Origin of the sequence: Amycolatopsis sp. (genome assembly GCF_025464955.1) — a bacterium.
Lineage (GTDB): Bacteria > Actinomycetota > Actinomycetes > Mycobacteriales > Pseudonocardiaceae > Amycolatopsis.
The window spans coordinates 35,572-57,853 of the sequence record NZ_JAODNM010000174.1; the positions used below are offsets into that span (position 1 = coordinate 35,572).

22 protein-coding genes and 1 pseudogene are annotated in these 22,282 nt (G+C 70.1%); 8 read left to right on the forward strand and 15 right to left on the reverse strand.

What is annotated here, in order from left to right; translation table 11 throughout:
- Positions 1-3 precede the first annotated feature (3 nt).
- The 6 genes from JWQ81_RS43950 to JWQ81_RS43975 all read left to right on the forward strand — a co-directional run bounded on the left by JWQ81_RS43950 (position 4) and on the right by JWQ81_RS43975 (position 4,453).
- A complete protein-coding gene (locus JWQ81_RS43950; protein WP_297551576.1) occupies positions 4-1,215 on the forward strand; it encodes a glycosyltransferase family 4 protein in 1,212 nt (403 codons plus the stop codon).
- A complete protein-coding gene (locus JWQ81_RS43955) occupies positions 1,209-1,916 on the forward strand; it encodes a class I SAM-dependent methyltransferase (RefSeq protein ID WP_297551577.1) in 708 nt (235 codons plus the stop codon). Before JWQ81_RS43950 ends, JWQ81_RS43955 begins: the two co-directional genes overlap by 7 nt.
- Complete coding sequence (locus JWQ81_RS43960) at positions 1,913-2,851, forward strand: prenyltransferase/squalene oxidase repeat-containing protein (RefSeq protein WP_297551578.1); 939 nt, start codon at positions 1,913-1,915, stop codon at positions 2,849-2,851. Before JWQ81_RS43955 ends, JWQ81_RS43960 begins: the two co-directional genes overlap by 4 nt.
- A 72-nt stretch (positions 2,852-2,923) precedes the next feature.
- Positions 2,924-3,286, forward strand: a complete 363-nt coding sequence (locus tag JWQ81_RS43965) for a metalloregulator ArsR/SmtB family transcription factor (protein ID WP_297551579.1) — start codon at positions 2,924-2,926, stop codon at positions 3,284-3,286.
- Complete coding sequence (locus JWQ81_RS43970; RefSeq protein ID WP_297551580.1) at positions 3,270-3,788, forward strand: SRPBCC family protein; 519 nt, start codon at positions 3,270-3,272, stop codon at positions 3,786-3,788. The genes JWQ81_RS43965 and JWQ81_RS43970 overlap by 17 nt, the downstream gene beginning before the upstream one ends.
- Positions 3,788-4,453, forward strand: a complete 666-nt coding sequence (locus tag JWQ81_RS43975) for a dihydrofolate reductase family protein (RefSeq protein WP_297551581.1) — start codon at positions 3,788-3,790, stop codon at positions 4,451-4,453. Before JWQ81_RS43970 ends, JWQ81_RS43975 begins: the two co-directional genes overlap by 1 nt.
- Before the next feature lie 103 nt (positions 4,454-4,556).
- Here the strand turns inward: JWQ81_RS43975 and whiA are convergent, their stop codons facing one another.
- Genes whiA through uvrC form a run of 4 tightly spaced genes read right to left on the reverse strand, consistent with a single transcriptional unit; the run spans position 4,557 to position 9,391 of the window.
- Entirely contained in the window at positions 4,557-5,549 is a 993-nt protein-coding gene (whiA, locus tag JWQ81_RS43980; protein WP_297551582.1) for a DNA-binding protein WhiA, read from the reverse strand.
- Positions 5,540-6,538, reverse strand: coding sequence for a uridine diphosphate-N-acetylglucosamine-binding protein YvcK (gene yvcK / locus JWQ81_RS43985; protein WP_297551583.1), 999 nt, complete (start codon positions 6,536-6,538; stop codon positions 5,540-5,542). The genes whiA and yvcK overlap by 10 nt, the downstream gene beginning before the upstream one ends.
- A complete protein-coding gene (gene rapZ / locus JWQ81_RS43990; RefSeq protein WP_297551598.1) occupies positions 6,525-7,382 on the reverse strand; it encodes an RNase adapter RapZ in 858 nt (285 codons plus the stop codon). Before rapZ ends, yvcK begins: the two co-directional genes overlap by 14 nt.
- A gap of 50 nt (positions 7,383-7,432) precedes the next feature.
- Entirely contained in the window at positions 7,433-9,391 is a 1,959-nt protein-coding gene (gene uvrC / locus JWQ81_RS43995; protein WP_297551584.1) for an excinuclease ABC subunit UvrC, read from the reverse strand.
- 257 nt (positions 9,392-9,648) lie between these two features.
- Here uvrC and JWQ81_RS44000 point away from each other — a divergent pair, with 257 nt between their 5' ends.
- Together JWQ81_RS44000 and JWQ81_RS44005 are read left to right on the forward strand one after the other, a co-directional pair.
- On the forward strand, positions 9,649-10,374 hold the full coding sequence (locus JWQ81_RS44000) for a trypsin-like serine protease (RefSeq protein ID WP_297551585.1): 726 nt from the start codon (positions 9,649-9,651) through the stop codon (positions 10,372-10,374).
- A gap of 111 nt (positions 10,375-10,485) precedes the next feature.
- Complete coding sequence (locus tag JWQ81_RS44005) at positions 10,486-11,265, forward strand: exodeoxyribonuclease III (RefSeq protein ID WP_297551586.1); 780 nt, start codon at positions 10,486-10,488, stop codon at positions 11,263-11,265.
- Between the two features lie 9 nt (positions 11,266-11,274).
- On the opposite strand, the gene JWQ81_RS44010 is transcribed toward JWQ81_RS44005, so the two are convergent.
- The 11 genes and pseudogenes from JWQ81_RS44010 to metK all read right to left on the reverse strand — a co-directional run bounded on the left by JWQ81_RS44010 (position 11,275) and on the right by metK (position 22,081).
- Positions 11,275-11,718, reverse strand: coding sequence for a PH domain-containing protein (locus JWQ81_RS44010; RefSeq protein WP_297551599.1), 444 nt, complete (start codon positions 11,716-11,718; stop codon positions 11,275-11,277).
- 5 nt (positions 11,719-11,723) lie between these two features.
- Complete coding sequence (gene ribH, locus JWQ81_RS44015) at positions 11,724-12,230, reverse strand: 6,7-dimethyl-8-ribityllumazine synthase (RefSeq protein ID WP_297551587.1); 507 nt, start codon at positions 12,228-12,230, stop codon at positions 11,724-11,726.
- Positions 12,227-13,498: a bifunctional 3,4-dihydroxy-2-butanone-4-phosphate synthase/GTP cyclohydrolase II gene (locus tag JWQ81_RS44020; protein WP_297551600.1), complete on the reverse strand. Its 1,272-nt coding sequence runs from the start codon at positions 13,496-13,498 to the stop codon at positions 12,227-12,229. Before JWQ81_RS44020 ends, ribH begins: the two co-directional genes overlap by 4 nt.
- A gap of 80 nt (positions 13,499-13,578) precedes the next feature.
- Positions 13,579-14,208 (reverse strand): riboflavin synthase, encoded by a 630-nt coding sequence (locus JWQ81_RS44025; protein WP_297551588.1) that lies wholly within the window; start codon positions 14,206-14,208, stop codon positions 13,579-13,581.
- Between the two features lie 202 nt (positions 14,209-14,410).
- Positions 14,411-15,082, reverse strand: a complete 672-nt coding sequence (gene rpe, locus JWQ81_RS44030) for a ribulose-phosphate 3-epimerase (RefSeq protein WP_297551601.1) — start codon at positions 15,080-15,082, stop codon at positions 14,411-14,413.
- Positions 15,083-15,286: 204 nt separating this feature from the next.
- The gene (locus JWQ81_RS44035) at positions 15,287-15,793 is read right to left on the reverse strand and encodes a flavoprotein (RefSeq protein ID WP_297551589.1); all 507 of its coding nucleotides are present in this window, start codon (positions 15,791-15,793) and stop codon (positions 15,287-15,289) included.
- On the reverse strand, positions 15,793-17,229 hold the full coding sequence (locus tag JWQ81_RS44040; RefSeq protein ID WP_297551590.1) for an RsmB/NOP family class I SAM-dependent RNA methyltransferase: 1,437 nt from the start codon (positions 17,227-17,229) through the stop codon (positions 15,793-15,795). The genes JWQ81_RS44035 and JWQ81_RS44040 overlap by 1 nt, the downstream gene beginning before the upstream one ends.
- Positions 17,226-18,152: a methionyl-tRNA formyltransferase gene (gene fmt / locus JWQ81_RS44045; protein ID WP_297551591.1), complete on the reverse strand. Its 927-nt coding sequence runs from the start codon at positions 18,150-18,152 to the stop codon at positions 17,226-17,228. The genes JWQ81_RS44040 and fmt overlap by 4 nt, the downstream gene beginning before the upstream one ends.
- A 107-nt stretch (positions 18,153-18,259) precedes the next feature.
- A pseudogene (locus JWQ81_RS44050) lies at positions 18,260-18,562 on the reverse strand (gamma-glutamyltransferase); the annotation flags it as partial.
- A gap of 85 nt (positions 18,563-18,647) precedes the next feature.
- Positions 18,648-20,774, reverse strand: a complete 2,127-nt coding sequence (locus tag JWQ81_RS44055) for a primosomal protein N' (RefSeq protein ID WP_297551592.1) — start codon at positions 20,772-20,774, stop codon at positions 18,648-18,650.
- A gap of 98 nt (positions 20,775-20,872) precedes the next feature.
- On the reverse strand, positions 20,873-22,081 hold the full coding sequence (metK, locus tag JWQ81_RS44060; RefSeq protein ID WP_297551593.1) for a methionine adenosyltransferase: 1,209 nt from the start codon (positions 22,079-22,081) through the stop codon (positions 20,873-20,875).
- Between the last annotated feature and the right edge of the window lie 201 nt (positions 22,082-22,282).

The following is a 22,282-nucleotide window of genomic DNA, read 5'->3' on the forward strand; positions in this document are numbered from 1 at the left end:
GCGGTGAGGATCGCGTTGCTGACCTACCGCGGTAACCCGCACTCCGGCGGGCAGGGGGTTTACGTTCGGCATCTGAGTCGCGAGCTGGTGGCACTCGGCCATGACGTCGAGGTCTTCTCCGGTCAACCGTATCCCGAACTCGACGCCGGGGTCCGGCTGACGAAGCTGCCCGGGCTCGACCTGTTCTCCGAACCGAATCCCTTCCGCACCCCGGCTCTGCGCGAGCTGCGAACGCTGCCGGATTGGGTGGAGTTCGCCGGGATGCGCACCGGCGGCTTCTCGGAAGCGCTCGCGTTCTCTTTGCGGGCGGCCTGGGCGCTGCGACGGCGTCGTGGTGACTTCGACCTCGTCCACGACAACCAGGGCCTCGGCTACGGGATGCTCACGCTCGGACTGCCGGTGCTGACCACCGTGCACCACCCGATCGCGATCGACCTGGAGCTGAAGCTGGCCGTCACTTCCGGCGACGAGCGGCGCGGAGTCCTTCGCTGGCACAGGTTTCTGCGCATGCAGCACCGGGTCGCGCGGAGACTGCCCGCGATCCTGTCGGTCTCGGAGGCATCGCGGAGGTCGATCGCCGAGCGGATGGGCGTCGACTCGGCGGGGATCGACGTCGTGCCGATCAGCGCGGACACCCGGGTCTTCCGGCCGCGGCCGGAGATCGCACGGGTGCCGGGCAGGCTCGTCACCACGGCCAGCGCCGACGAGCCGTTGAAAGGCCTGGCACACCTGCTGACCGCGCTGCCGAAGCTCGATGGCGCCGAGCTTGTCGTCGTCGGTAAGCCGAAACCCGACAGCCTCACGTCTCAGCTCGTCACCGGGCTCGGTGCGTCCGTGCGTTTTGTCAGCGGTCTTGGCGACAACGAGCTCGCCGAGCTGGTCGCGAGCGCGGAAATCGCCTGTGTGCCTTCACTGTTCGAAGGTTTTTCGCTGCCGGCGGCCGAGGCGATGGCGTGCGGAACACCGCTCGTGGTGACCTCGGGCGGCGCGCTGCCCGAGGTCGTCGGGGACGCCGCGCTGATCGTCCCGCCCGGCGATCCCGACGCGCTCGCGGACGCACTTACCCGGCTGCTGAACGACGCGGAGTTGCGCGCCCGGCTGTCTGCCGCCGGGCTTGTCCGCGCGGCGGCGCTGAGCTGGCGGCGGACCGCGGAGGAGACCGCCAACCACTATCGACGCCTGCTGGGACAGACCGAAGGAGCGCTGGCGTGCTGACCATCGACTTCGAACGTTTCCCGGTCGGCAAGGGAAACCGCGTGCTGGACTTGGGCTGCGGCGACGGGCGACATGCCTTTGCGGCGTACAAACGTGGCGCCGATGTCGTCGCCACCGATCTCGACGACATCGCCTTGAAGCACGTGCGCGACATGTTCGTCGGAATTGCCGAAGCCGGGGAGGCACCCTCCGACGCCCGCGCACTCGCGCTGCGAAGCGATGCTTTCGCACTTCCCTTTCCGGACAACAGCTTCAACCGCGTCATCGCGGCCGAAGTACTCGAACACCTCGACGACGACAAGGGCGCGCTGGCCGAAGCGGCACGGGTGCTGGCGCCGGGTGGACTGCTCGCCGTCACCGTGCCGCGGTGGTGGCCCGAGCGTGTCTGCTGGGCGCTTTCCAGTGAGTATCACGAGGTCGAAGGCGGTCATGTCCGGATCTACCGGCGCGGGCAGCTTCTCGGCCGCATCCGCGCTGCCGGGCTCGACGTCCTCGTGACCCATCACGCGCATGCGCTGCACGCGCCGTTCTGGTGGCTGAAGTGCGCGGGCCTCACCGACGACCACGCGGTGATCCGGCGCTACCACGACCTGCTGGTCTGGGAGATGATGCACGGGCAAAGTTCCGTCCGGCTCGCCGAGCAGGCACTGAACCCGTTGCTGGGCAAGAGTTTGGTCGTCTACGCGCGCAAGCCGGAATGAACGGCACGGCTGCCTCGATCGCAGCCGCACAACGCTCCGACGGCGGGATCCCGTGGGAGGCGGGCAGCTCGCTGGATCCGTGGAACCACACCGAAGCCGCTATGGGCCTCGATGTCGCCGGGTACCACGCCGAGGCCGAAGCGGCCTACGAATGGCTTGCCTCGAAACAGAATCCCGACGGCTCGTGGTTCGCCGAATACCGTGACGGCGAAGTCGTGAATCGCTCGAAGGACACCAACTTCAGCGCGTACGTGGCCGTCGGTGTCACCCATCACGCGCTCATCCGTGACGACGACGTGTTCCTGCGACGGCTCTGGCCGACCGTGGAGCGGGCCATCGAGTTCGTGCTGGGCCAGCAGACTGCCAGCGGGGAGATCCCGTGGCGTCCGCCGCGACCGGAGGCGCTGCTCTCCGGATGCTGCAGCATCCACCACGCGCTGCGCCGCGCGAGCGCCATGGCGACGCGCCTCGGACACCCGCGTCCGGCCTGGGACACAGCCGCGGACCGGTTACGTGAAGCCATTGTCGAGCAACCGCGCCTGTTCACCCCGAAACCGCACGCGATGGACTGGTACTACCCCGTCCTGTGCTCGGTCGTGCCCGGAGTCGACACCCTCGACTCGCAGTGGGACCGGTTTGTCGTACCAGGCCTCGGCGTCCGCTGTGTGCGCGACCAGCCGTGGGTCACCGGCGGTGAGACGGCCGAACTGGCGCTGACGCTGGCCGCCCGCGGCGACCGGGACCGGGCGGCGGCACTGCTCGCCGACATCCAGCACCTTCGGCACGAAGATGGCTCCTACTGGACGGGTTACCAGTTCGCCAACGACGTCCTCTGGCCGGAAGAGCGCACCACGTGGACAGCCGGCGCGCTCCTCCTCGCCGAAGCCGCCCTCGCCGGCGAACCAGCCACCCTGACCGTCTTCGGCGAGTCCTAGGTGTTGCGAGGCATGTCGCGGGTGACAGGCCGGTCGAGTTGACGCATTCCGATATAGGCATATGATGGCGGCATGGCACGAGCGGCGACGACCTCGGACGCGTTCAACGCGATCGCCGAACCGCAGCGTCGGGAGATCCTGGTGCTGCTGCGGGGCGGCGAGCGGCCGGTGACCGACCTGGCGCGGGACCTGGGAATGACCCAGCCTCAGGCGTCCAAGCACCTGCGGGTCCTCCGGGAGGTCGGGCTCGTGCGAGTCCGCGGGGCGGGTAAGCAGCGGCTGTACGACCTGGACGCCCACGGGCTGCGGCCGGTCCACGAGTGGGTGGGCGGCTTCGAGCGGTTCTGGAGCGAGAGTTTCGACCGGCTGGACGAGTACGTGCAGGATCTCAAGCAGGCAAGGCAGGAGGGACCACACGATGGCGATGACCAGTAGCGGCGGCGAGCTTGCACACGCGACCGCGGACCGGGAGATCGTGATCTCCCGGGTGATCGGCGCGCCACGGGCGCTGGTGTTCGAGGCATTCACCGAAGTCCGGCACCTGTCGCGGTGGTGGGGGCCCGAGGGCTTCACCACCACCACGCGGGCGTTCGAGTTCCGCGTCGGAGGGGAGTGGGACTTCATGATGCACGGGCCGGACTGGACCGACTACCCAGAGTGGATCACCTGGCGGGAAATCGTCCCGCCGGAGCGGATCGCGCTACTGCACGGCGAGTTCCGCAACGACCCGAACGCCTTCGAGTCGGTCCTGACCTTCGAGCCGGCCGGGGAGCGGACCCGGATCGTGATGGGCACGGTATTCCCCACCAAGGAACTGCGCGACGAGGCCGTGGAGAAGTACCACGCGATCGAGGGCGGCGAGCAGACCCTGGGCAACCTGGCGGCCTACGTCGCCGAACTCACCAACGAGATCACCCGGAAGGGAGCGGAAAGCTGATGGCCGGCAAAGTGTTCTTCAGCGTGACGATGTCACTGGACGGCTTCATGGCGCCGGAAGCCGTGCCCGTCGAGGACGTCTTCTCGCCCGGGGGTCAGAACGACCCGAAGGTCCAGCGCTGGATGACGAAGTGGTCGGAGCTGCAAGCGTGGCTGTTCCCGCAGCGCTGGTTCCGGGAGAACCTCAAGCTCGGAGAGGGCGGCGAGGAAGGACTCGACAACGACATCGCACGGGCGACGTACGAGCGCACCGGCGCGAGCATCATGGGCAAGCGCATGTTCGACGCCGGCGAGCTGGCATGGCCGGAGGAGGCCCCGTTCCACACCCCGGTGTTCGTCGTCACGCACACCAAACGTGACCCGTGGGTGCGGCTGGGCGGTACTACCTTCCATTTCGTCAACGACGGCATCGAGAGCGCGCTGCTCCAAGCCCGCGAGGCCGCCGGCGACCGCGACGTGCGCATCGCCGGCGGCGCCGAGACGATCCAGGAGTACCTGGACACCGGCCTGGTCGACGAGTTCTCGGTTACCCTCGCGCCCGTGCTGTTCGGCACCGGCATCCGCCTGTTCGACCGCGTGGACACCGACCGCCTCGCGCTGGACCAGGCCCGCGCGGACGCATCATCCCGGGTGACCCACCTGACCTACACCCCCATGAAACGCTAGCCCGCGTTCCCGCATTGCCTGGCGCAACTGGGAAACCGGCGTGACCAGCAAACGCTCACTGACCGCGTTCGACCACTGTCACCAACGTCCGGCCCTCATCCACCTAGGCGTCGTCCTCGTCGTCGAGCATGTCGGGGGTGACGGCCGACTCCGTGTCCGGGATGTTCTGGTCCTTCGCGCGCTTGTCGGCCATCGCCAGCAGACGTCGGATACGGCCGGCGACGGCGTCCTTGGTCATCGGCGGGTCGGACAGCTGGCCCAGCTCCTCCAGCGACGCCTGCCTGTTCGACAGCCGCAGCTTGCCGGCCGCGAGCAGGTGGTCGGGGGCGGTGTCGCTGAGGATCTCCATCGCGCGCTGGACCCGCGCCGCGGCAGCGACTGCCGCGCGTGCCGAACGCCGCAGGTTCGCGTCGTCGAAGTTCGCCAGGCGGTTCGCCGTGGCGCGCACCTCGCGCCGCATCCGCCGCTCTTCCCACTGCAGGACGCTCGCGTGCGCACCCAGCCTGGTGAGCATCACGCCGATGGCGTCACCATCACGCACCACGACCCTGTCCGCGCCGCGCACCTCGCGCGACTTCGCCTGGATACCCATCCGCCTGGCCGCCCCGACCAGCGCGAGCGCGGCCTCCGGCCCGGGGCAGGTGACCTCGAGCGAGGACGAACGGCCCGGCTCGGTCAGGGAACCGTGGGCCAGGAACGCGCCGCGCCAGGCGGCCTCGGCGTCGGCGACCCCGCCCGACACGACCGCGGCCGGCAGCCCCCGCACCGGACGGCCGCGCTGGTCGATCAGCCCGGTCTGCCGGGCGAGCCCTTCGCCATCCTTGACGACCCTGACCACGTACCGCGTCCCCTTGCGCAGTCCGCTGGACGAGAGCACGTGCACGTCGGAATGGTGCCCGTACAGCTCATGGATCTCCTTGCGCAGCCGTCGCGCGACCGAGCCGGTATCCAGCTCGGCCTCCACCACGACCCGGCCGCCCACGATGTGCAGGCCACCGGCGAACCGGAGCATCGACGACACCTCCGCGCGCCGCGGCCCGATCTTGGTGATCTCCAAGCGACTCAGCTCGTCCTTCACCGAGGCGGTCATCGCCATTGCTGCCCCTCCATACTGTTTCCGCCCCCGGTAAGACCGAGAGCCTCCCTCATACAGCTCGCCAGCGCATCCGGATCATGCCTGCCCGCCACGACCGGGTCAGCCACTACCGCCAAATGCGCGCGCCCACCGAGTCCGGCCGCGGCACGCCGCAGCCGCGCCGGCGCGGGCACCGACTCCAGATCCGCGATCACCGCGTCCACACGCAGCAGCGGGGCGTGCTGAAAGAGTACGTCGAGATGCTGTTCGGGTGAGAAGCCCGCTGTCTCCCCCGGTTGGGGGATCAGGTTGAGAATCACCACTTTGGTGGCCTTGGTCTGCACGAGCGCGTCATGCAGTTCGGGCACCAGCAGGTGCGGGAGGACGCTGGTGAACCACGAACCGGGCCCGAGGAACACGACGTCGGCACCGAGAACCGCCTCCACGGCCTCCCGACACGCCTTCGGCGGCTCCCCCGGCTGACGCGCGCTGTGCAGCGTGATGCGCTGTACCTGACCCGGGGTGGACGCGACGGCGACCTGCCCGCGGATCCGGCGCGTCGCGGTTTCGTCATCACTGTCGAGCCCGGACACCTCGGCTTCGATCTCGAGCGGTTCGGGGGACATCGGCAGCACCCGGCCCGAGACCCCGATCAGCCTGCTGACCTCGTCGAGCGCGGCGACCGGATCCCCGAGCACCTCGAACAGCCCAGCCAACAGCAGGTTCCCCACGGCGTGGCCGGCCAGTGCACCGTCACCGCCGAAGCGGTGCTGGAACACCTCCGCCCACAACGTGCCGCCGTCCTCGGCCGCGAGCGCGGCGAAGGCCTGCCGCAGGTCTCCCGGCGGCAGCACGTCCAGTTCACGACGCAACCGCCCCGACGAACCGCCGTCGTCGGCGACCGTGACCACCGCGGTGACCTCGGTGGTGATGCGACGCAACGCGGTGAGCGTCGCATGCAGTCCGTGGCCGCCACCCAGTGCGACGGCGCGTACTTCACTCCCGGCCAAGATCGCGGTGCACCACCTTCACGGCCATGCCGTCCTCGGTGGACAGACGCTGCGCGAGCTCCTCGGAAATGGCCACACTGCGGTGCTTACCGCCAGTGCAGCCGACGGCGAGGGTCAGGTAGCGCTTGCCCTCGCGCTTGTAGCCGGCGCCGATCAGCCGCAGCAGCTGGTGATAGCGGTCGAGGAACTCGTCCGCGCCTTCCTGCGTCAGCACGTAGTTGCGCACGTCGCCGTCGAGGCCGGTGTGCTCGCGCAGTTCGGGGATCCAGAACGGGTTCGGCAGGAACCGGACGTCCATCACCAGGTCCGCGTCCATCGGCAGGCCGTACTTGTACCCGAACGAGAGCACGGTGACCCTGGTCTGGGTACTGGACTCGGAGCCGAACGCGTCCTCGATCTTGGCGCGCAGATCGTGCACGGACAGCGCCGAGGTGTCGAGCACCAGGTCTGCCTCTTCGCGCAGCGGCGAAAGGAGCGCCCGCTCCGCGGTGATGCCGTCGGCGAGCCTGCCATCACCCTGCATGGGGTGACCGCGCCGGACCGCCTCGAAGCGGCGGACCAGCACCGCGTCGGTGGCTTCGAGGAACAGCACCCTCGGCTTGTAACCGCTGGCATCGAGGTCCTTGATCACCGAGGAAAGGTCCTCGGTGAACGCCCGCGAACGGACGTCCATCACCACGGCGACCTTGGTGATCGCGCCCCGCGCCTGCGCGCCGAGCTCGACCATCGTCGCGATCAGCTCCGGCGGCAGGTTGTCCACGACGAACCAGCCGAGGTCCTCGAGGCATTTCGCCGCGGTGCTCCGCCCGGCCCCGGACAGGCCGCTGACCACGGCCACCTCCATGCCGGTGGTGCGTTCTCCGTCGGTCTCGGTCGCTGCGTTGGCTTCGCCCGTCACGAGTCTGACTCCCCTTCTCCCGTAGTGCTTTGCGGACCGGCCAAGGTCGTGTGGACGGCCTCCGCGGTACGCCTGCCCACGCCCGGCACCGCCGCGATCTCGTCCACACTGGCTTGTTTGAGCTTCTTCACCGAGCCGAAGTGCTTGATCAGCGCGGTGCGGCGAGTCTGCCCCAGTCCGGGCACACCGTCCAAAGCAGACGCCTGCATCCGCTTGCCGCGCTTCTCCCGGTGGTAGCGGATGGCGAAGCGGTGTGCCTCGTCACGCACCCGTTGCAGAAGATACAGCGCGTCGGACGTGCGCGGCAGAATCACCGGATCGGGGTCGGCCGGTAGCCACACCTCTTCGAGGCGCTTGGCCAGGCCGACCACCGCGACGTCGGTGATGCCGAGCTCCGCGAGGACGTCCGCGGCGGCGGTGGCCTGCGGGCCCGCGCCGTCGACGACCAGGAGGTTCGGCGGGTACGCGAACTTGCGCGGCCGTCCCGTTTCCGGGTCGATGCCGGGATTCGGGTTGTCCGGCTCGTCGTTCGCCGTTTCCTTGAGGTAGCGGGAAAAACGGCGCCGGACGACCTCCGCGATCGAGGCGACGTCGCCCTCTTCGGCGGCCTCGCGGAGCGCGAACCGGCGGTATTCGCTCTTACGTGCCACGCCGTCTTCGAACACCACCAGCGAAGCCACCACGTCACTGCCCGCGATATGGCTGATGTCCACGCATTCGATGCGCAGCGGGGCGGTTTCGAGCGCGAGGTGCTCCTGCAGCTCGGCCAGCGCGGCCGAACGCGCGGTGAGGTCGCCCGCGCGGCGGAGCTTGTGCTGGGCGAACGCCTCGGAGGCGTTGCGCTGCACGGTTTCGGCCAGCGCGCGCTTGTCGCCGCGCTGCGGGACCCGCAGCTGGACCCGCGAGCCGCGCAGCCCGGACAGCCACTCGGTGACGGCGTCCGCATCCGCGGGGAGCTCGGGGACGAGCACCTCACGTGGGACCGGAGACGCGGGCTCGTCTTCGCCGGCGAACTCGACTTCTTCCCCGTAGAACTGGGTGAGGTAGTGGTCGACGAGCTCCGGGATGCCCATCTCCTCAGCCTTGTCGATGACCCAGCCGCGCTGCCCGCGAACCCTTCCGCCACGTACGTGGAAAACTTGCACGGCCGCTTCGAGTTCGTCGTGTGCGAAGGCGACGACGTCCGCGTCGGTCCCGTCGCCGAGCACGACGGCCTGCTTCTCCATCGCGCGGCGCAGCGCCCCAAGATCGTCACGCAGGCGCGCCGCCTTCTCGAACTCCAGCTCGTCGGAGGCTGCGGCCATCTCCTTTTCCAGCCGCCGCACCATCCCGTCGGTGCGGCCGGCGAGGAAGTCGCAGAAGTCTTCGACGATCGCGCGGTGCTCGTCCGCGGACACCTTGCCGACGCACGGCGCGGAGCACTTCTCGATGTACCCGAGCAGACAAGGGCGCCCGATCTGGCCGTGCCGCTTGAAGACCCCGGCCGAGCAGGTGCGCGCCGGGAAGACCCGCAGCAGCAGGTCGAGGGTCTCGCGGATCGCCCACGCGTGCGCGTACGGCCCGAAGTACCGCACGCCCTTCCGGCGCGGCCCACGGTAGACGTAGAGCCGCGGAAACTCCTCGTTCATGGTGACCGCGAGGACCGGGTACGTCTTGTCGTCCCGATAGCGCACGTTGAAGCGCGGGTCGAACTCCTTGATCCAGTTGTACTCCAGCTGGAGGGCTTCGACCTCGGTGCCGACGACGGTCCACTCGACGCTCGCGGCGGAGGTCACCATCTGCCGGGTACGCGGGTGCAGCCCGGCCAGATCGGCGAAGTAGGAACTCAGCCTGCTCCGCAGGCTCTTGGCCTTGCCGACGTAGATGACCCGTTTCGTGGCATCACGAAACTTGTACACGCCGGGCGCGTCCGGGATGCTCCCCGGCGAAGGACGGTAGGTGGACGGGTCTGCCACGCCGTCAAGACTATGGCTCGGCACCGACAGTCCTGCGTGCCCCCGGTCTGTCGACCCGCCGCGCCCGCACTTTCGCGGCCCGGGCACACCGCGGGTATGGCTCCCACCCGCCGGAAGTACTGCTTTCCGACAAACCCGACCTTCGTGGGTTCCTGCCGGGTGACCCGCTGATTACTTTCCGTCCCAAGCCGGTTTTCCCGGTGGGATCTCTCCCCAACCCCACCCGGTTGTCCAATACTGCCCGAAAGGACACGCAAGTGAGTCGTCTCCGCACTGTCGGCACCGCAGCGAGCCTCAGCGTCGCCGCGCTGGCGCTGACCTTCAGCTCCGGCGCAGCCGCCGTCGCCCAGCCCGCCATCGTCGGCGGCGGGACCGCGCCCGCGGTCAGCTGGGGCGCACAGGTCTACGTCAACACCCCGGGACGCGCCTTCGACGGGTTCAACTGCTCCGGCACCGTCATCGCGTCGCGGTGGGTGATGACCGCGCACCACTGCCTCGACCAGGACGGCAGCGGCATGCACGTCAAGGTCGGCAGCAACGCGCTCGGCGGCGGCACGCAGATCGACGTCGACCAGGAGAAGGTCTCCCCGAACGGCGACATCGCGCTGCTGCACCTCACCGCGGACGCCGGCACGGCGCCGGTCACCCTCGGCACCGGCGACCCGGCCTCGGGCACCACCAACCAGCTCTACGGCTGGGGCCGCACCACCCCGACCGGACCGCCCGCGACCCAGCTGAAGGTGGCGAACGTCCAGGTGACCGGCCGGTCGACGGACAATGACGGCGGCCGCGCGATCCAGAGCGTCGGCGTCAACGGCTCGGCGTGGAAGGGCGACTCGGGTGGTCCCGAACTGTCCGGCGGCAAGCAGGTCGGCGTCGCGTCGACCGTGCAGAACCAGAGCGGCACCAACACCCGCGGCACGAACAACTACGGAAGCGTCGCGTCCAGCCGCTCCTGGATCAAGACCACCGCCGGGGTCTGACAGCTGAGGACTCGTGAGCGTTCCGGCCGTTCTAGGCGGCCGCAACACTCACGAGTCCTGGTCACGGACGGCTCACACAAGACTGTCGGGGGTGTGTGCGATCCTCGCGGTATGCGCATCGCGACCTGGAATGTGAACTCTGTCGGCGCCCGGCTGCCGCGGCTCGTGGCCTGGCTCGAATCGGCGCGGCCGGACGTACTGTGCCTGCAGGAACTGAAAAGCACCACCGAGGCGTTCCCGAACGCCGAGGTCGAGGCGCTCGGTTACGAGGTCGCCGCGTACGGCACAGGCCGGTGGAACGGGGTCGCGATCCTGTCGAAGGTGGGACTGGACGACGTAAAGCGCGGGCTGGTCGACGAGCCGCGCTACGAGGACGCCGCCGAGCCGCGGGCAATCGGCGCGACCTGCGGCGGCGTCCGGATCTGGTCGGTGTACGTCCCGAACGGCCGCGAACCGAGCCACCCGCACTACGAGTACAAGCTGCGGTGGCTCGAAGCGCTGAACACCACGGTCGTCGCGGAATCCGTGCCCGGCACGCCGTTCGCCGTACTCGGCGACTTCAACATCGCGCCGACCGACGCCGATGTCTGGGACATCAGCCTGTTCGCCGAGTCGACCCACGTCACCGACGCGGAGCGCAAGGCGCTGGCCGTGCTGCGCGACGCGGGCCTGACCGACGTCGTCCCGCGGCCGCTGAAGTACGACCACCCGTACACCTACTGGGACTACCGGCAGCTGGCGTTCCCGAAGAACAACGGCATGCGCATCGATCTGGTCTACGCCAACGAAAAGTTCGCTGCCGAGGTCGAGGATTCCTACGTCGACAGGGAAGAGCGCAAGGGAAAGGGCGGTTCGGACCACGCCCCGGTCGTCGTCGATCTCAAGGCTTAGCCAGTACGGCTACGCGCCTTCCCAGGCCTGCTTGTGCAGACGGCGCAGGGCGCGCACGGCGACGACGGCGCGTTCGCGGTCGACGGCCTGCACAGCCATCACGGAGTAGTACTCGTCCTCGGGCAGTTCCAGCCGGGCCCACGACGCGCCGTCCGGGAAGCTGATCGACAGCACGTCGTGCCAGGCGAACCGGCGCGCCAGCAGCACGTTGCGCACCTCGATACCCTCGGCGTCGGCCCGGACCCGCGGCATCGCGAACAGCATTGTCGCCGCGGCCAGGGCGATCCCGATGCCGACCATCGCGGCCTGGTCCGAGGGCTCGAAGATCGCGCCGGTGTTGGAACTGCGCAGCAACGTCGCGACGACGACGAATACGGCAAGCAGGATCACCGCCAGGATGCTCGCCATCCACATCACCCGCCGCGGGCGGATTTCCAGCGTTGCCTCGACCATCGTGCTCACACAAATCCCCGTTCGGTCCACGGCTGCCGAAGGCTCCGCAGCACGTGTGCGGTGTCCAGCGCGGCCACCGTCGCCTCGTGACCCTTGTCCTCGGGAGAGCCGGGGAACCCGGCCCTGTCCAGTGCCTGCTGCTCGGTGTCGCAGGTGAGCACGCCGTTGCCGATCGGCGTCGACTCGTCGAGCGCGATCCGCGTCAGCCCGGCGGTGACGGCGTCGCAGACGTACTCGAAGTGCGGAGTCCCACCGCGGATGACCACTCCGAGCGCCACGACGGCGTCATGGTTATGGGCCAGGGCCTGCACGACGACCGGCAGCTCGATCGCGCCGGCCACGCGCACGACGGTGGGTTCTTCTTCGAGCTTCGCCTCGTGGGCCGCGACCAGCGCCCGCGCGACGAGGTTGTCGGTGATCTTCGGGTGCCACCGGGTGGCTACGATCGCCAGCCGGATGTTGCCGCAGTCGCTCAGGTCGAGCTCGACGTCGGGCTGTCCTTCACCACTCACAGCTCGCCTCCGCCGGTCGGTGCACCTTCAGTCTCGGCGCCGACCTGGTCGTAGTGCTCCAGCTCCGACAAGTCGTGCCCCATCCTGTCCCGCTTGGTCCGCAGGTAACGGAGGTTCTCCGGGTTGGGCGAGATCGGCAGCGAGACCCGGCCGGTGACCCGCAGCCCGTAACCCTCCAGCCCGACGCGCTTGGCCGGGTTGTTGGTCAGCAGGCGCATCGATCGGACGCCCAGGTCGCACAGGATCTGCGCGCCGGTGCCGTAGTCACGCGCGTCGGCGGGCATGCCCAGCGCGAGGTTGGCGTCGACGGTGTCGGCGCCGGTGTCCTGCAGCTGGTACGCCTGCAGCTTGTGCAGCAGGCCGATCCCGCGGCCCTCGTGGCCTCGGATGTAGAGCACGACACCGCGTCCCTCGGTGGCAACGGCGGACAGCGCCGCCTCCAGCTGCGGGCCGCAGTCGCAGCGCAGCGAACCGAACACGTCGCCGGTCAGGCACTCCGAGTGCACCCGAACCAGGATGTCCTCGCCGTCGCCGATGTCGCCGTAGACGAACGCGATGTGCTCGATACCATCGATCAGGCTGTCGTACCCGACCGCGCGGAAGGTGCCGGCGGCGAGGGGGATCCGCGCCTCGGCGACCCGTTCCACCTGCTTCTCGTTGCGGCGGCGGTACGCGATCAGGTCGGCGATGGTGATGATCTGCATGTCGTGGTCGGCGGCGAAGACCTCGAGCTCGTCGCGCCGGGCCATGTCGCCTTCGTCCTTTTGGGACACGATCTCGCACAGGACACCCGCCGGGTGCAGCCCGGCCAGACGCGCGAGGTCCACGGCGGCCTCGGTGTGGCCGGGGCGGCGCAGGACACCGCCTTCCTTGGCGCGCAGCGGCACGACGTGCCCGGGGCGGCGCAGGTCGTTCGGCTTCGAATCGGGGTCGGCGAGCACCTTGATGGTGTGGCAGCGATCGGCCGCGGAGATACCGGTGGCGATGCCCTCGGCCGCGTCGACGGTGACCGTGTACGCGGTGCCGCGCACGTCCTGGTTCGTGTGGTACATCGGCGGCAGGTCGAGCCGCGCGCAGTCGGCGTCGGTCAGCGACACGCACACATAGCCCGAGGTGTAGCGGACCATGAACGCCAGCAGCTCTGGCGTGGCCTTCTCCGCGGCGAAGATCAGGTCGCCTTCGTTCTCGCGGTCCTCGTCGTCGACCACGACGACCGGGCGTCCGGCCGCGATGTCGGCGATCGCCTTCTCGATGGCGTCGGAGTCCAGCGAAACTCCCGTCCCGCACGGCGTCCACGCGACCCCGGCATCGCCCTCGGCCGGGCCCGCCTGTGCTGTCTTCGACTCGCTCACACCTGCTCCTTAGTACCGCTCACGCCATTCTCCCCCGTATTCGCAAAGTGCGGCAAAGCCAGCTTCTCGACGTACTTGGCGATCACGTCGACCTCGAGGTTCACCAGGTCACCGGGCTCGTTGCGACCCAGCGTCGTCAGCTCGAGCGTGGTCGGGATCAGCGCGACGGACATCTCGTCGCCGTCGATCGCGGCGACCGTCAGCGAGATGCCGTCGATCGCGATCGAGCCCTTCTCGACCACGTACCTGGACACCGCGGGCGGCAGCGCGAACCTGGTCAGGCCCTGGTCGTCACGCGAGAGATAGACGCCGGTGCCGTCGACGTGGCCCTGCATGATGTGCCCGCCGAGCCGGCCGCCGGCCGGGGTGGCGCGCTCGAGGTTCACGCGGTCGCCGACGTTGACCTTCGCGAGGCTGGAGCGCTGCAGGGTCTCGTGAACGACGTCCACGGTGAACTCGCTGCCGGCGACGTCGACGACGGTCAGGCAGACACCGCTCACCGCGATCGAGTCGCCGTGGCCGGCGTCGGCGGTGACCACGGGGCCATGCAGGGTCAGTCTCGCCGCGTTCGGCACCTGCTCGACCGCGGTGACTTCGCCAAGCTCCTCGACTATGCCGGTGAACACTGCCCTGTGCCTCCTGTGTTTCGTGACGCGACCGGGCGGGGTGTGGACGCGCCGTCCGGAGTCCATGGTGAACCTTCCGCGGCCCGGCGAGGCGTCGCGGTGACGGCCGACACTCCACCGAAGGACCGGATCACCCCATCCAACACCCGCGCGACCCCGGCGATTTCGCCGGTCCCGCGATGTGCCCACCAGCTGGGACGGCTCAGCGACCGCCGGCCCGCTCGGCCGCGGCGCGCAAGGAGGCGATGGCCTTGCCGGGGTCGCTCGCGCCGTAGACGGCCGAACCGGCGACGAAGCAGTCGACGCCCGCCTCGGCGGCCTGTTCGATCGTGTCGGCGTTGATGCCACCGTCGATCTCGACGATCAGCTTGAGGTGGCCGGTGTCGACCAGGCGACGGGCCGTGCGCACCTTGTCGAGTACGTCGGCGATGAAGGACTGCCCGCCGAATCCGGGTTCGACCGACATCACCAGCAGCGTGTCGTAGTGCTTGAGCACGTCGAGGTGGTCTTCCAGCCGGGTGTTCGGCTTGACCGACAGACCGGCCTTCGCGCCCGCCGCCCGCAGGTCCTTCGCGAGCTTGACCGGGTCCGCGGCGGCTTCGACGTGCACGGTGACGTTGTAGGCGCCCGCCTCGGCGTATCCGATGGCCCAGCGGTCCGGGTCGTCGATCATCAGGTGGCAGTCGATCGGCACGTCGGTGGACTTGATCAGCGACTGCACGACTGGCAGGCCCAGCGTCAGGTTCGGGACGAAATGGCCGTCCATGACGTCGACGTGCACCCAGTCGGCGCGGTTTTCGCCGCTGCCGGCGACGGCGCGGATCTCCTCGCCCAGGCGGGCGAAGTCGGCGGACAGGATGCTCGGGGCGATCAAAGGTCGGTGGGCCACGGTTACCGAGTGTACGAACCCGTCCCGACCCTTCCCCACACCCCCGGGGCGGGCACTTTTGCACAAAGGTGCCCTCGTTGCGAACGCCGGTAGACCGCGTGTGCAACAACAGCAACTCGCCGTCGAGTTGCGGTACTTGCGGTCCCTAGCTACCGCAACTCGACGGCGAGTTGCGAGGTGGGGGTGGGGTTAGGGGGCGGGGAGGAGGGTGAGGATGTCGGTCCAGGGGCGGTTGTAGTGGAGGCGGTGGGTCGCGACGTCTGCCGAAGCGAGCGTCTCGAGGTGGCCCTTCCACGCGGGATGGTTCAGCCGGGCGTCCTGGAGCTGGTACCCGACGACGATGGTGACGTGCGGCGCGCCAAGGACGTCGCCGAGCAGCGTCAACGCCTGGTTGTCCGCAATGCCCAGCGCGAGCTTGGCCACGGAGTTCGCCGACGCCGGCGCGAACAGGAAGACGTCGGGGTCCGGATGCGGCCGAGGCTGTCCCGGCAGCCGCGAAACGCTGCGGACGTCGAGATCGGTCAGTGCCGCCAGCCGGGCCAGCTCGCCGGTCGACTCAAGCCAGCGAGCCGCTGTCGGGGTCAGGGTGACGGCGAGCCGCCAGCCCCGCTCTACAGCCGGGGCGGCCAGTTCGGCGACGAACCTGGTGTCCAGGCCGCCGCACGAGCTGGCCACCAGGCCGAGCACCCGCGTCATCAGCCGGCTTCGGGCCGGCGCAACACCGCGCAGAACATCGCGTCGGTGCCGTGGCGATGCGGCCAGAGCTGCACGTACGGACCGTCACCGAGCATCGGAACCCCCTCGAAGAACGGCCGCGCATCGAGAACTTCGGCCTTCGCGCGCCGCGCCGTCTCACCGAGAACGCCCTCGGTCTCCGCGAGGTGCGGCGAGCAGACGACGTAAACGACCACGCCGCCGGGACGCACGAGCTCCAACGCGGCCGTGAGCAGCTGACCCTGCAGCTTCGTCAGGTCGGCGACGTCGGACGGCTGACGTCGCCAGCGTGCTTCCGGCCGCCTGCGCAGCGCGCCGAGACCGCTGCACGGCGCGTCCACCAGGATGCGGTCGTACCCGGGGTTCAGCCCGGACTCGCGGCCGTCGGCGACGTGCACGGTGACGGGCAGTCCTCCGACGGCGTGCTCGACGAGCCTCGCGCGGTGCGGCGCCTTCTCGACGGCGTCGACGTGCGCGCCGACGATCCCGGCGAGCGAACCGAGCAGCGCGGCCTTGCCACCGGGCCCGGCACACAGGTCCAGCCAGCGCTCGTCAGTGCCCGCAAGCGGGACCTTGGTCGCGGCGATGGCGCACAGCTGGCTGCCCTCGTCCTGGACCGCGGCGAGCTTCTGCTTGATCGGCTCGGCGTCGGCGAGGTCGCCCGTGCCCGGCGGAAGCCGCACGCCGTAAGGGGAATACGGCGAGACCTCGCCGCCGGTCATCGCCGCGAGCTCGTCCGCGGTGATCTCGCCCGGACGCGCGATCAGGTGCACCTCGGGGCGGGTGTCGTCGGCTTCGAGCGCGGCCTTGAGCTCCTCACCCTTGTCCCCCAACGCCTCGGCGAACGAGCGCGCGATCCAGCGCGGGTGGGCAGTGCGCAGCGCGAAGTTGCCGATCGGGTCCTTCTCCGGGTCCGGCGCGAGCTGGTCGAGCCAGGCCGCCTCGTCCTTCTCCGCGATCGTCCGCATCACCGCGTTGGCGAACCCGGTGACGTGCGAACCGGCGTCCTCGCGCACGAAGTCCACAGTGGACGTCACGGCCGCGTGCGGTGGAATCCTGGTGCGCATCAACTGGTACGCGCCCAGGCGCAGGCAGTCGAGCACAGTGGGGTCCACTTTGGACAGCGGACGGTCGAGGCAGGCGGCGATGATCGCGTCGAGCAACCCCGCCGCGCGTGACGTCCCGTACGCCAGTTCCGTGGCCAGTGCCGCGTCCCGCCCGGTGATCCGGCGCTCGCGCAGCAGGTCCGGCAGGATCAGGTTGGCGTAGGCGTCGCGAGAACGGACCGCGCGCAGCACGTCCAACGCGACGCGGCGAGCCGGGTCGGGCGGGGGCAGCGGCCGCGCCGGGGCGTCCCTGCGCTGGGCCGGGTGGCCCCGATCCGGCCGTGACGGCCGCCGTACCCTGTCTTCGCTCACTGCAGGCGCTCTCCTTGTTCGATCCGTGTTCCGCGCGCCCAGTCGGTGGCCGCCATCCGTTTCTTGCCCTGCGCCTGCACATCCGTGAGCTGCACCGGCTTCGTCGCCGTGCCGGCGAGTACCCGGCGGCGCTCGATGACGAGTTCGCCGGGAGCCGGTCCGGGTTCGTCCAGCGGGGTCACCGGACCGAGTTTGATCCGCTCACCGCGGAACTCGGCCCAGGCGCCGGGTTCCGGCGTCACCGCGCGGACCAGGCGATCCACCGAGTGCGCCGGGGCCTCGAACGAGACCCTCGCGTCCTCGACGGTGATTTTCGGCGCGTAGCTCACGCCGTCCTCCGGCTGCGGCACCGCACGCAGCGTGCCATCGGAGATACCGTCCATTGTCGACAGCAGCAGCTGCGCCCCGGACACGGCGAGCCTGCCGAGCAGCTCGCCGGAGGTGTCCGACGGGCCGATCTTCTCGGTGACCAAGCCGAACACCGGCCCGGCGTCGAGCGCCTTGACGATCTGGAAGGTCGCCGCGCCGGTGATCTCGTCACCCGCGCGGACGGCCGCCTGCACCGGCGCCGCCCCGCGCCAGGCGGGCAGCAGGGAGAAGTGCAGGTTGACCCAGCCGCGTGCGGGGACGTCCAATGCGGACTGCGGCAGCAACGCGCCGTAGGCGACGACCGGGCAGACGTCCGGCTCGAGCTCGGCGAGCCGCGCGAGGAACTCCGGGTCACCGGCCTTGACCGGGGTGAGCACCTCGATGCCGTGCTCGTCGGCAAGCGCGCCGACCGGGGACCGGACGACGTGGCGGCCGCGGCCGGCCTGGGCGTCGGGCCGGGTCACCACGGCGACGACCTCGTGGCGGCCGGACTCGAGCAGGGCACGCAGCGCGGGCACCGCCGGTTCGGGGGTCCCGGCGAAGACGAGTCGCATCAGCGCACCTCGCTGGACGGTGTGGCGGGCAGGGCGGGTATCTCAGACTGGGCGAACATCGCCACCGAGTCTAGATGTGCCCGCTCTGCCCGCCTGCTACCAGCCGCTCACTTGTCCCAAGGCCAGCTCCACGGGAGGACGACGTCGGCCGAGCCGCCACCCCTGCGGACCGGTTCTGCCGCCGCCAGCCAGCGCCCGTCAGGAAGGTGTTCGACGCCGGTCGCGGCCCCGATGTCGGCCGGGGTGCTGGAGAAGACCTGCCCCTTCGCCCGCAAGGCGGCCGCCGCGGGCTGGGCGAGGAACTGCTGCTCGACGTCGGTGGTGGCGCCGTTGCGCTGCGACGCCCGCGGCGCGGCGATCGCGTTCTCGAGCGACAGGCCGCGGTCCAGCCTGCCGAGCAGGATCTGCAGCTGGTCGCATCAATAGACAAAAACGCTGACCGCACACAAGCGAGCACGAACTGCCCGCGGACGCGCAGGAAGTGCACACACTGCGTCAGATGAGTTCGAGCGGGTCGAGCTGGACGCGGATCGGCTCGGGTTCTTTGCGGGCGTCGCGGCGGGCACTCGCGGCGTGGATGGCGGCCGCGAGGGCTTTGCCGTCTGTCCTGGCGACGCGGACCAGCGCCCGTTCGCGTTCCGAGCGGCCGTCCTCGTCGACCTCGCCGAGCGGAACCGGGCCGAGTATCTCGCCCGACGCGGGGAGCGCGAGGTCGTCGAGTACCGCGGCGACGGCTGCCGGCGAGCCCTCGATGCTGGCCATCCGCATCACCGGCGGAAACCCCAGCTCACGGCGTTCGGCGAGCTCCAGCCCGGCGTGCCACACCGGGTCCCAGCGGACCAGCGCCTGCACCGCGCTGAGCCCTGCCTCGGCGCCCACGACCACGCGCCCGCCCGACGTCGACGGCCGTACCAGCGCGGCGGCCGCCATCCAGCGGCGCACGGTCTCCTCCCCCGCCCGCAGGTCCGGCCGGCCGAGCAAGGCCCAGCCGTCGAGCAGCAGGGCCGCGCCGTAACCGCCCTCGGCGACCGGCTCGGCGCCGGGTGTGCAGACGACCAGCGCCGGTTTGCCGGGGACGGACGCCAGGACTTCGGTGGCGCCGGAAGTGCGTACCGGCACGCCGGAGAACGCCCGGCCGAGCTCCTCCGCCGTGCGCTTCGCGCCGACGATGACCGCGCGAAGCCGCGGCGAACCGCACGCCGCGCACCGGAAACCTGTGTCGGGAACGCCGCACCAGCGACAGCTCGGCGGCCGGGCCACGCCGTCCTCGGAACCCCCCGGCAACGCCAGCGGACCCGCACAGCGGCGGCAGTGGGCAGGCGTGCGGCAGTTTCCGCAGGCCAGGCCGGGTACGTACCCACGGCGAGGTACCTGGACGAGCACAGGAGCGCCGTTGGCCAGCGCCTGACGCGCGGCTTCGAAGGCCACCGACGGCAACCGCGCCGCCTTCGCGGCCTCATCACGAGCGACGTCGAAGTCCTCACCGACCGGGGTGACCCGCGGCGCCGACGCGCGCAGCTCCGCCCGCTCGCCGACGACCGTCTGCGCCCATCCCGACTCGACCAGGAACTGCGCCTCGGCCGTCCGGGCGAATCCGGCGACCACGAGCGACGCCTTCGCGGTGTGCGCGCGGTCCATCAGAACGTCCCGCACGTGGGGGTACGGCGCATGCGGGTCGAGATGCAGGTCGTCGCCGTCGTCCCAGACGACGAACAGGCCAGGATCGGCGACCGGGGCGAACATCGCTGCCCTGGTGCCGAGCACGACCCGGACCGAGCCGCGGAGCACGGCGAGCCAGCGGCGGTACCGCTCGGCGGGCCCGAGCCCGGCGATCAACGAGGTGACCGCCTCCTCGCCCATCAGCTCCAGGCAGGCGGCGTGCATGCGGGCCAGATCCCGGTGGTCCGGGACGACGATGACCACGCCCCGGCCCGCCGAGGCCACCACGGCCGCGGCTTCGGCCAGCCTGGCCGGCCAGTCCTCGCCCGGCAGCGCCTGCCAAACGGCGTGCGCGGGGCGTCCCGCACCCAGCGTCTCGATGAACGCCGGACCGGCCTGATAGCGCGACCACGACGTGACGTCCGGTCGGAGGGGCTGCGCACTCGGCAGCGCGGCGGGTTCGGCCTCGACTTTGGCGTGCCGCGGCGGGATCGCGAGCCGAAGGACGTCGGTCAGTGTGCCGCCGTAACGATCGGCGACGGACCGGCACAGGGCGTGCAGCGGCGCCGGGAGCACGGGCTCACTCGACGTCACCCGCTCGATGAACGCGAGCTTGCGCTCGTACTCGGTGGTGTCGGTGCGTTCCAGCAGGAAGCCGTCGACGAGCTGGCCGGCGAACCGGACCCGGACGCGGCAGCCGGGCACGGCGGCTTCATGGAGCTTCTCGGGGATCTGGTAGTCGAAGGTGCGGTCGAGATGCGTCAATGGGATGTCCACGACGATCTTGGCGACCGGGTTCTCCGGCGCGGGCAGCTGCGCACCGCGCCGCTCCGCCGCCGCCGACTTCGCGCGCTTCGCCTTCGACGCTGTGGCCTTGGCGGGTGCCGCTTTCGGCTCGGGCTCGGTCTGGGCGCGCGGGGGCACCACGATGTCCCACAGGGGTGTCGGCTCCGAGCTGCTCACCCCGTGATCTCTACCAGACACCCCCGACACCGCGGCGTCCAAGGCCAAAGCTCGTGAGTGTTTAGGCCGGTTCTAACCGGCCTAAACACTCACGAGTCCTAGGAGCCGGCGGCAGATCGGAGAGACTCCGCGCGGGCGACGCTCTCCCAGGGGAGGTCGAGCTCCGGGCGTCCGAAGTGGCCGTAGGCGGAGGTGGGCGCGTAGATCGGGCGAAGCAGGTCGAGGTCGCGGATGATCGCGGCGGGCCGCAGGTCGAAGATCTCGGAGATGGCCTGCTGGATCTTCGACGGGTCGACCGTCTCGGTGCCGAACGTCTCGACGAACAGCCCGACCGGGGACGCCTTGCCGATCGCGTACGCGACCTGGACCTCGACACGCGTCGCGAGCCCGGCCGCGACGACATTCTTCGCGACCCAGCGCATCGCGTACGCGCCGGAGCGGTCGACCTTGGACGGGTCCTTGCCGGAGAACGCGCCGCCACCGTGACGAGCCATGCCGCCGTAGGTGTCGACGATGATCTTGCGACCGGTCAGGCCGGCGTCGCCCATCGGACCGCCGATGACGAAGCGGCCGGTCGGGTTGACCAGCAGCCGCACGTTCGAGGTGTCGATGTCGATGCCGTCGAGCTCGGGCAGGACCACGTGCTCGCGGACGTCGACGCCGAGCATCTTGTCCAGGTCGATGCCGTCGGCGTGCTGGGTCGAGACGACCACGGTGTCGAGGCGGACCGGCTGGTCACCGGCATATTCGATGGTGACCTGGGTCTTGCCGTCGGGACGCAGGTACGGCAGCACGCCGTCCTTGCGGACGCGGCTCAGCCGCTGCGAAAGCCGGTGGGCGAGCGCGATCGGCAGCGGCATCAGCTCGGGGGTGTCGGTGCAGGCGTACCCGAACATCAGGCCCTGGTCACCGGCGCCCTGGCGGGCGATCAGGTCGTCGAGGTCACCCGCCTCGAGCCGGGTCTCGTAGCCGGTGTCCACACCCTGGGCGATGTCGGCCGACTGCGCGCCGATCGCGATGTTGACGCCGCAGGAGTTGCCGTCGAACCCCTTGGCCGAGGAGTCGTAGCCGATCTCCAGGATGCGCTCCCGGACCAGCGTCGGGATGTCCACGTAAGCGCTGGTGGTCACCTCGCCCGCGACGTGCACCTGCCCCGTGGTGACCATCGTCTCGACCGCGACCCGACTGCGCGGGTCGGCCGCGAGCAAGGCGTCCAGAACCGAGTCGCTGATCGCATCGCACATCTTGTCCGGGTGACCCTCGGTCACCGACTCGCTGGTGAACAACCGCCGGCTGCCGCTCGCCACTCGTACTCCTCAGTCTGTCGCAGATCGATATCGATGATCGCTGATTGCCACTTGAGCCTAGACGACGACTCCCACGATCCCGATGCGGAAGAAGCCGCTATCACAACTAGGCCGGCCGATACCAGCCCCAATTGAGCACTGAACGAGACCGAGGCGTTACCGAACGCCAGTGCGGTCGTTGACCCCGAATGAATGCGGACC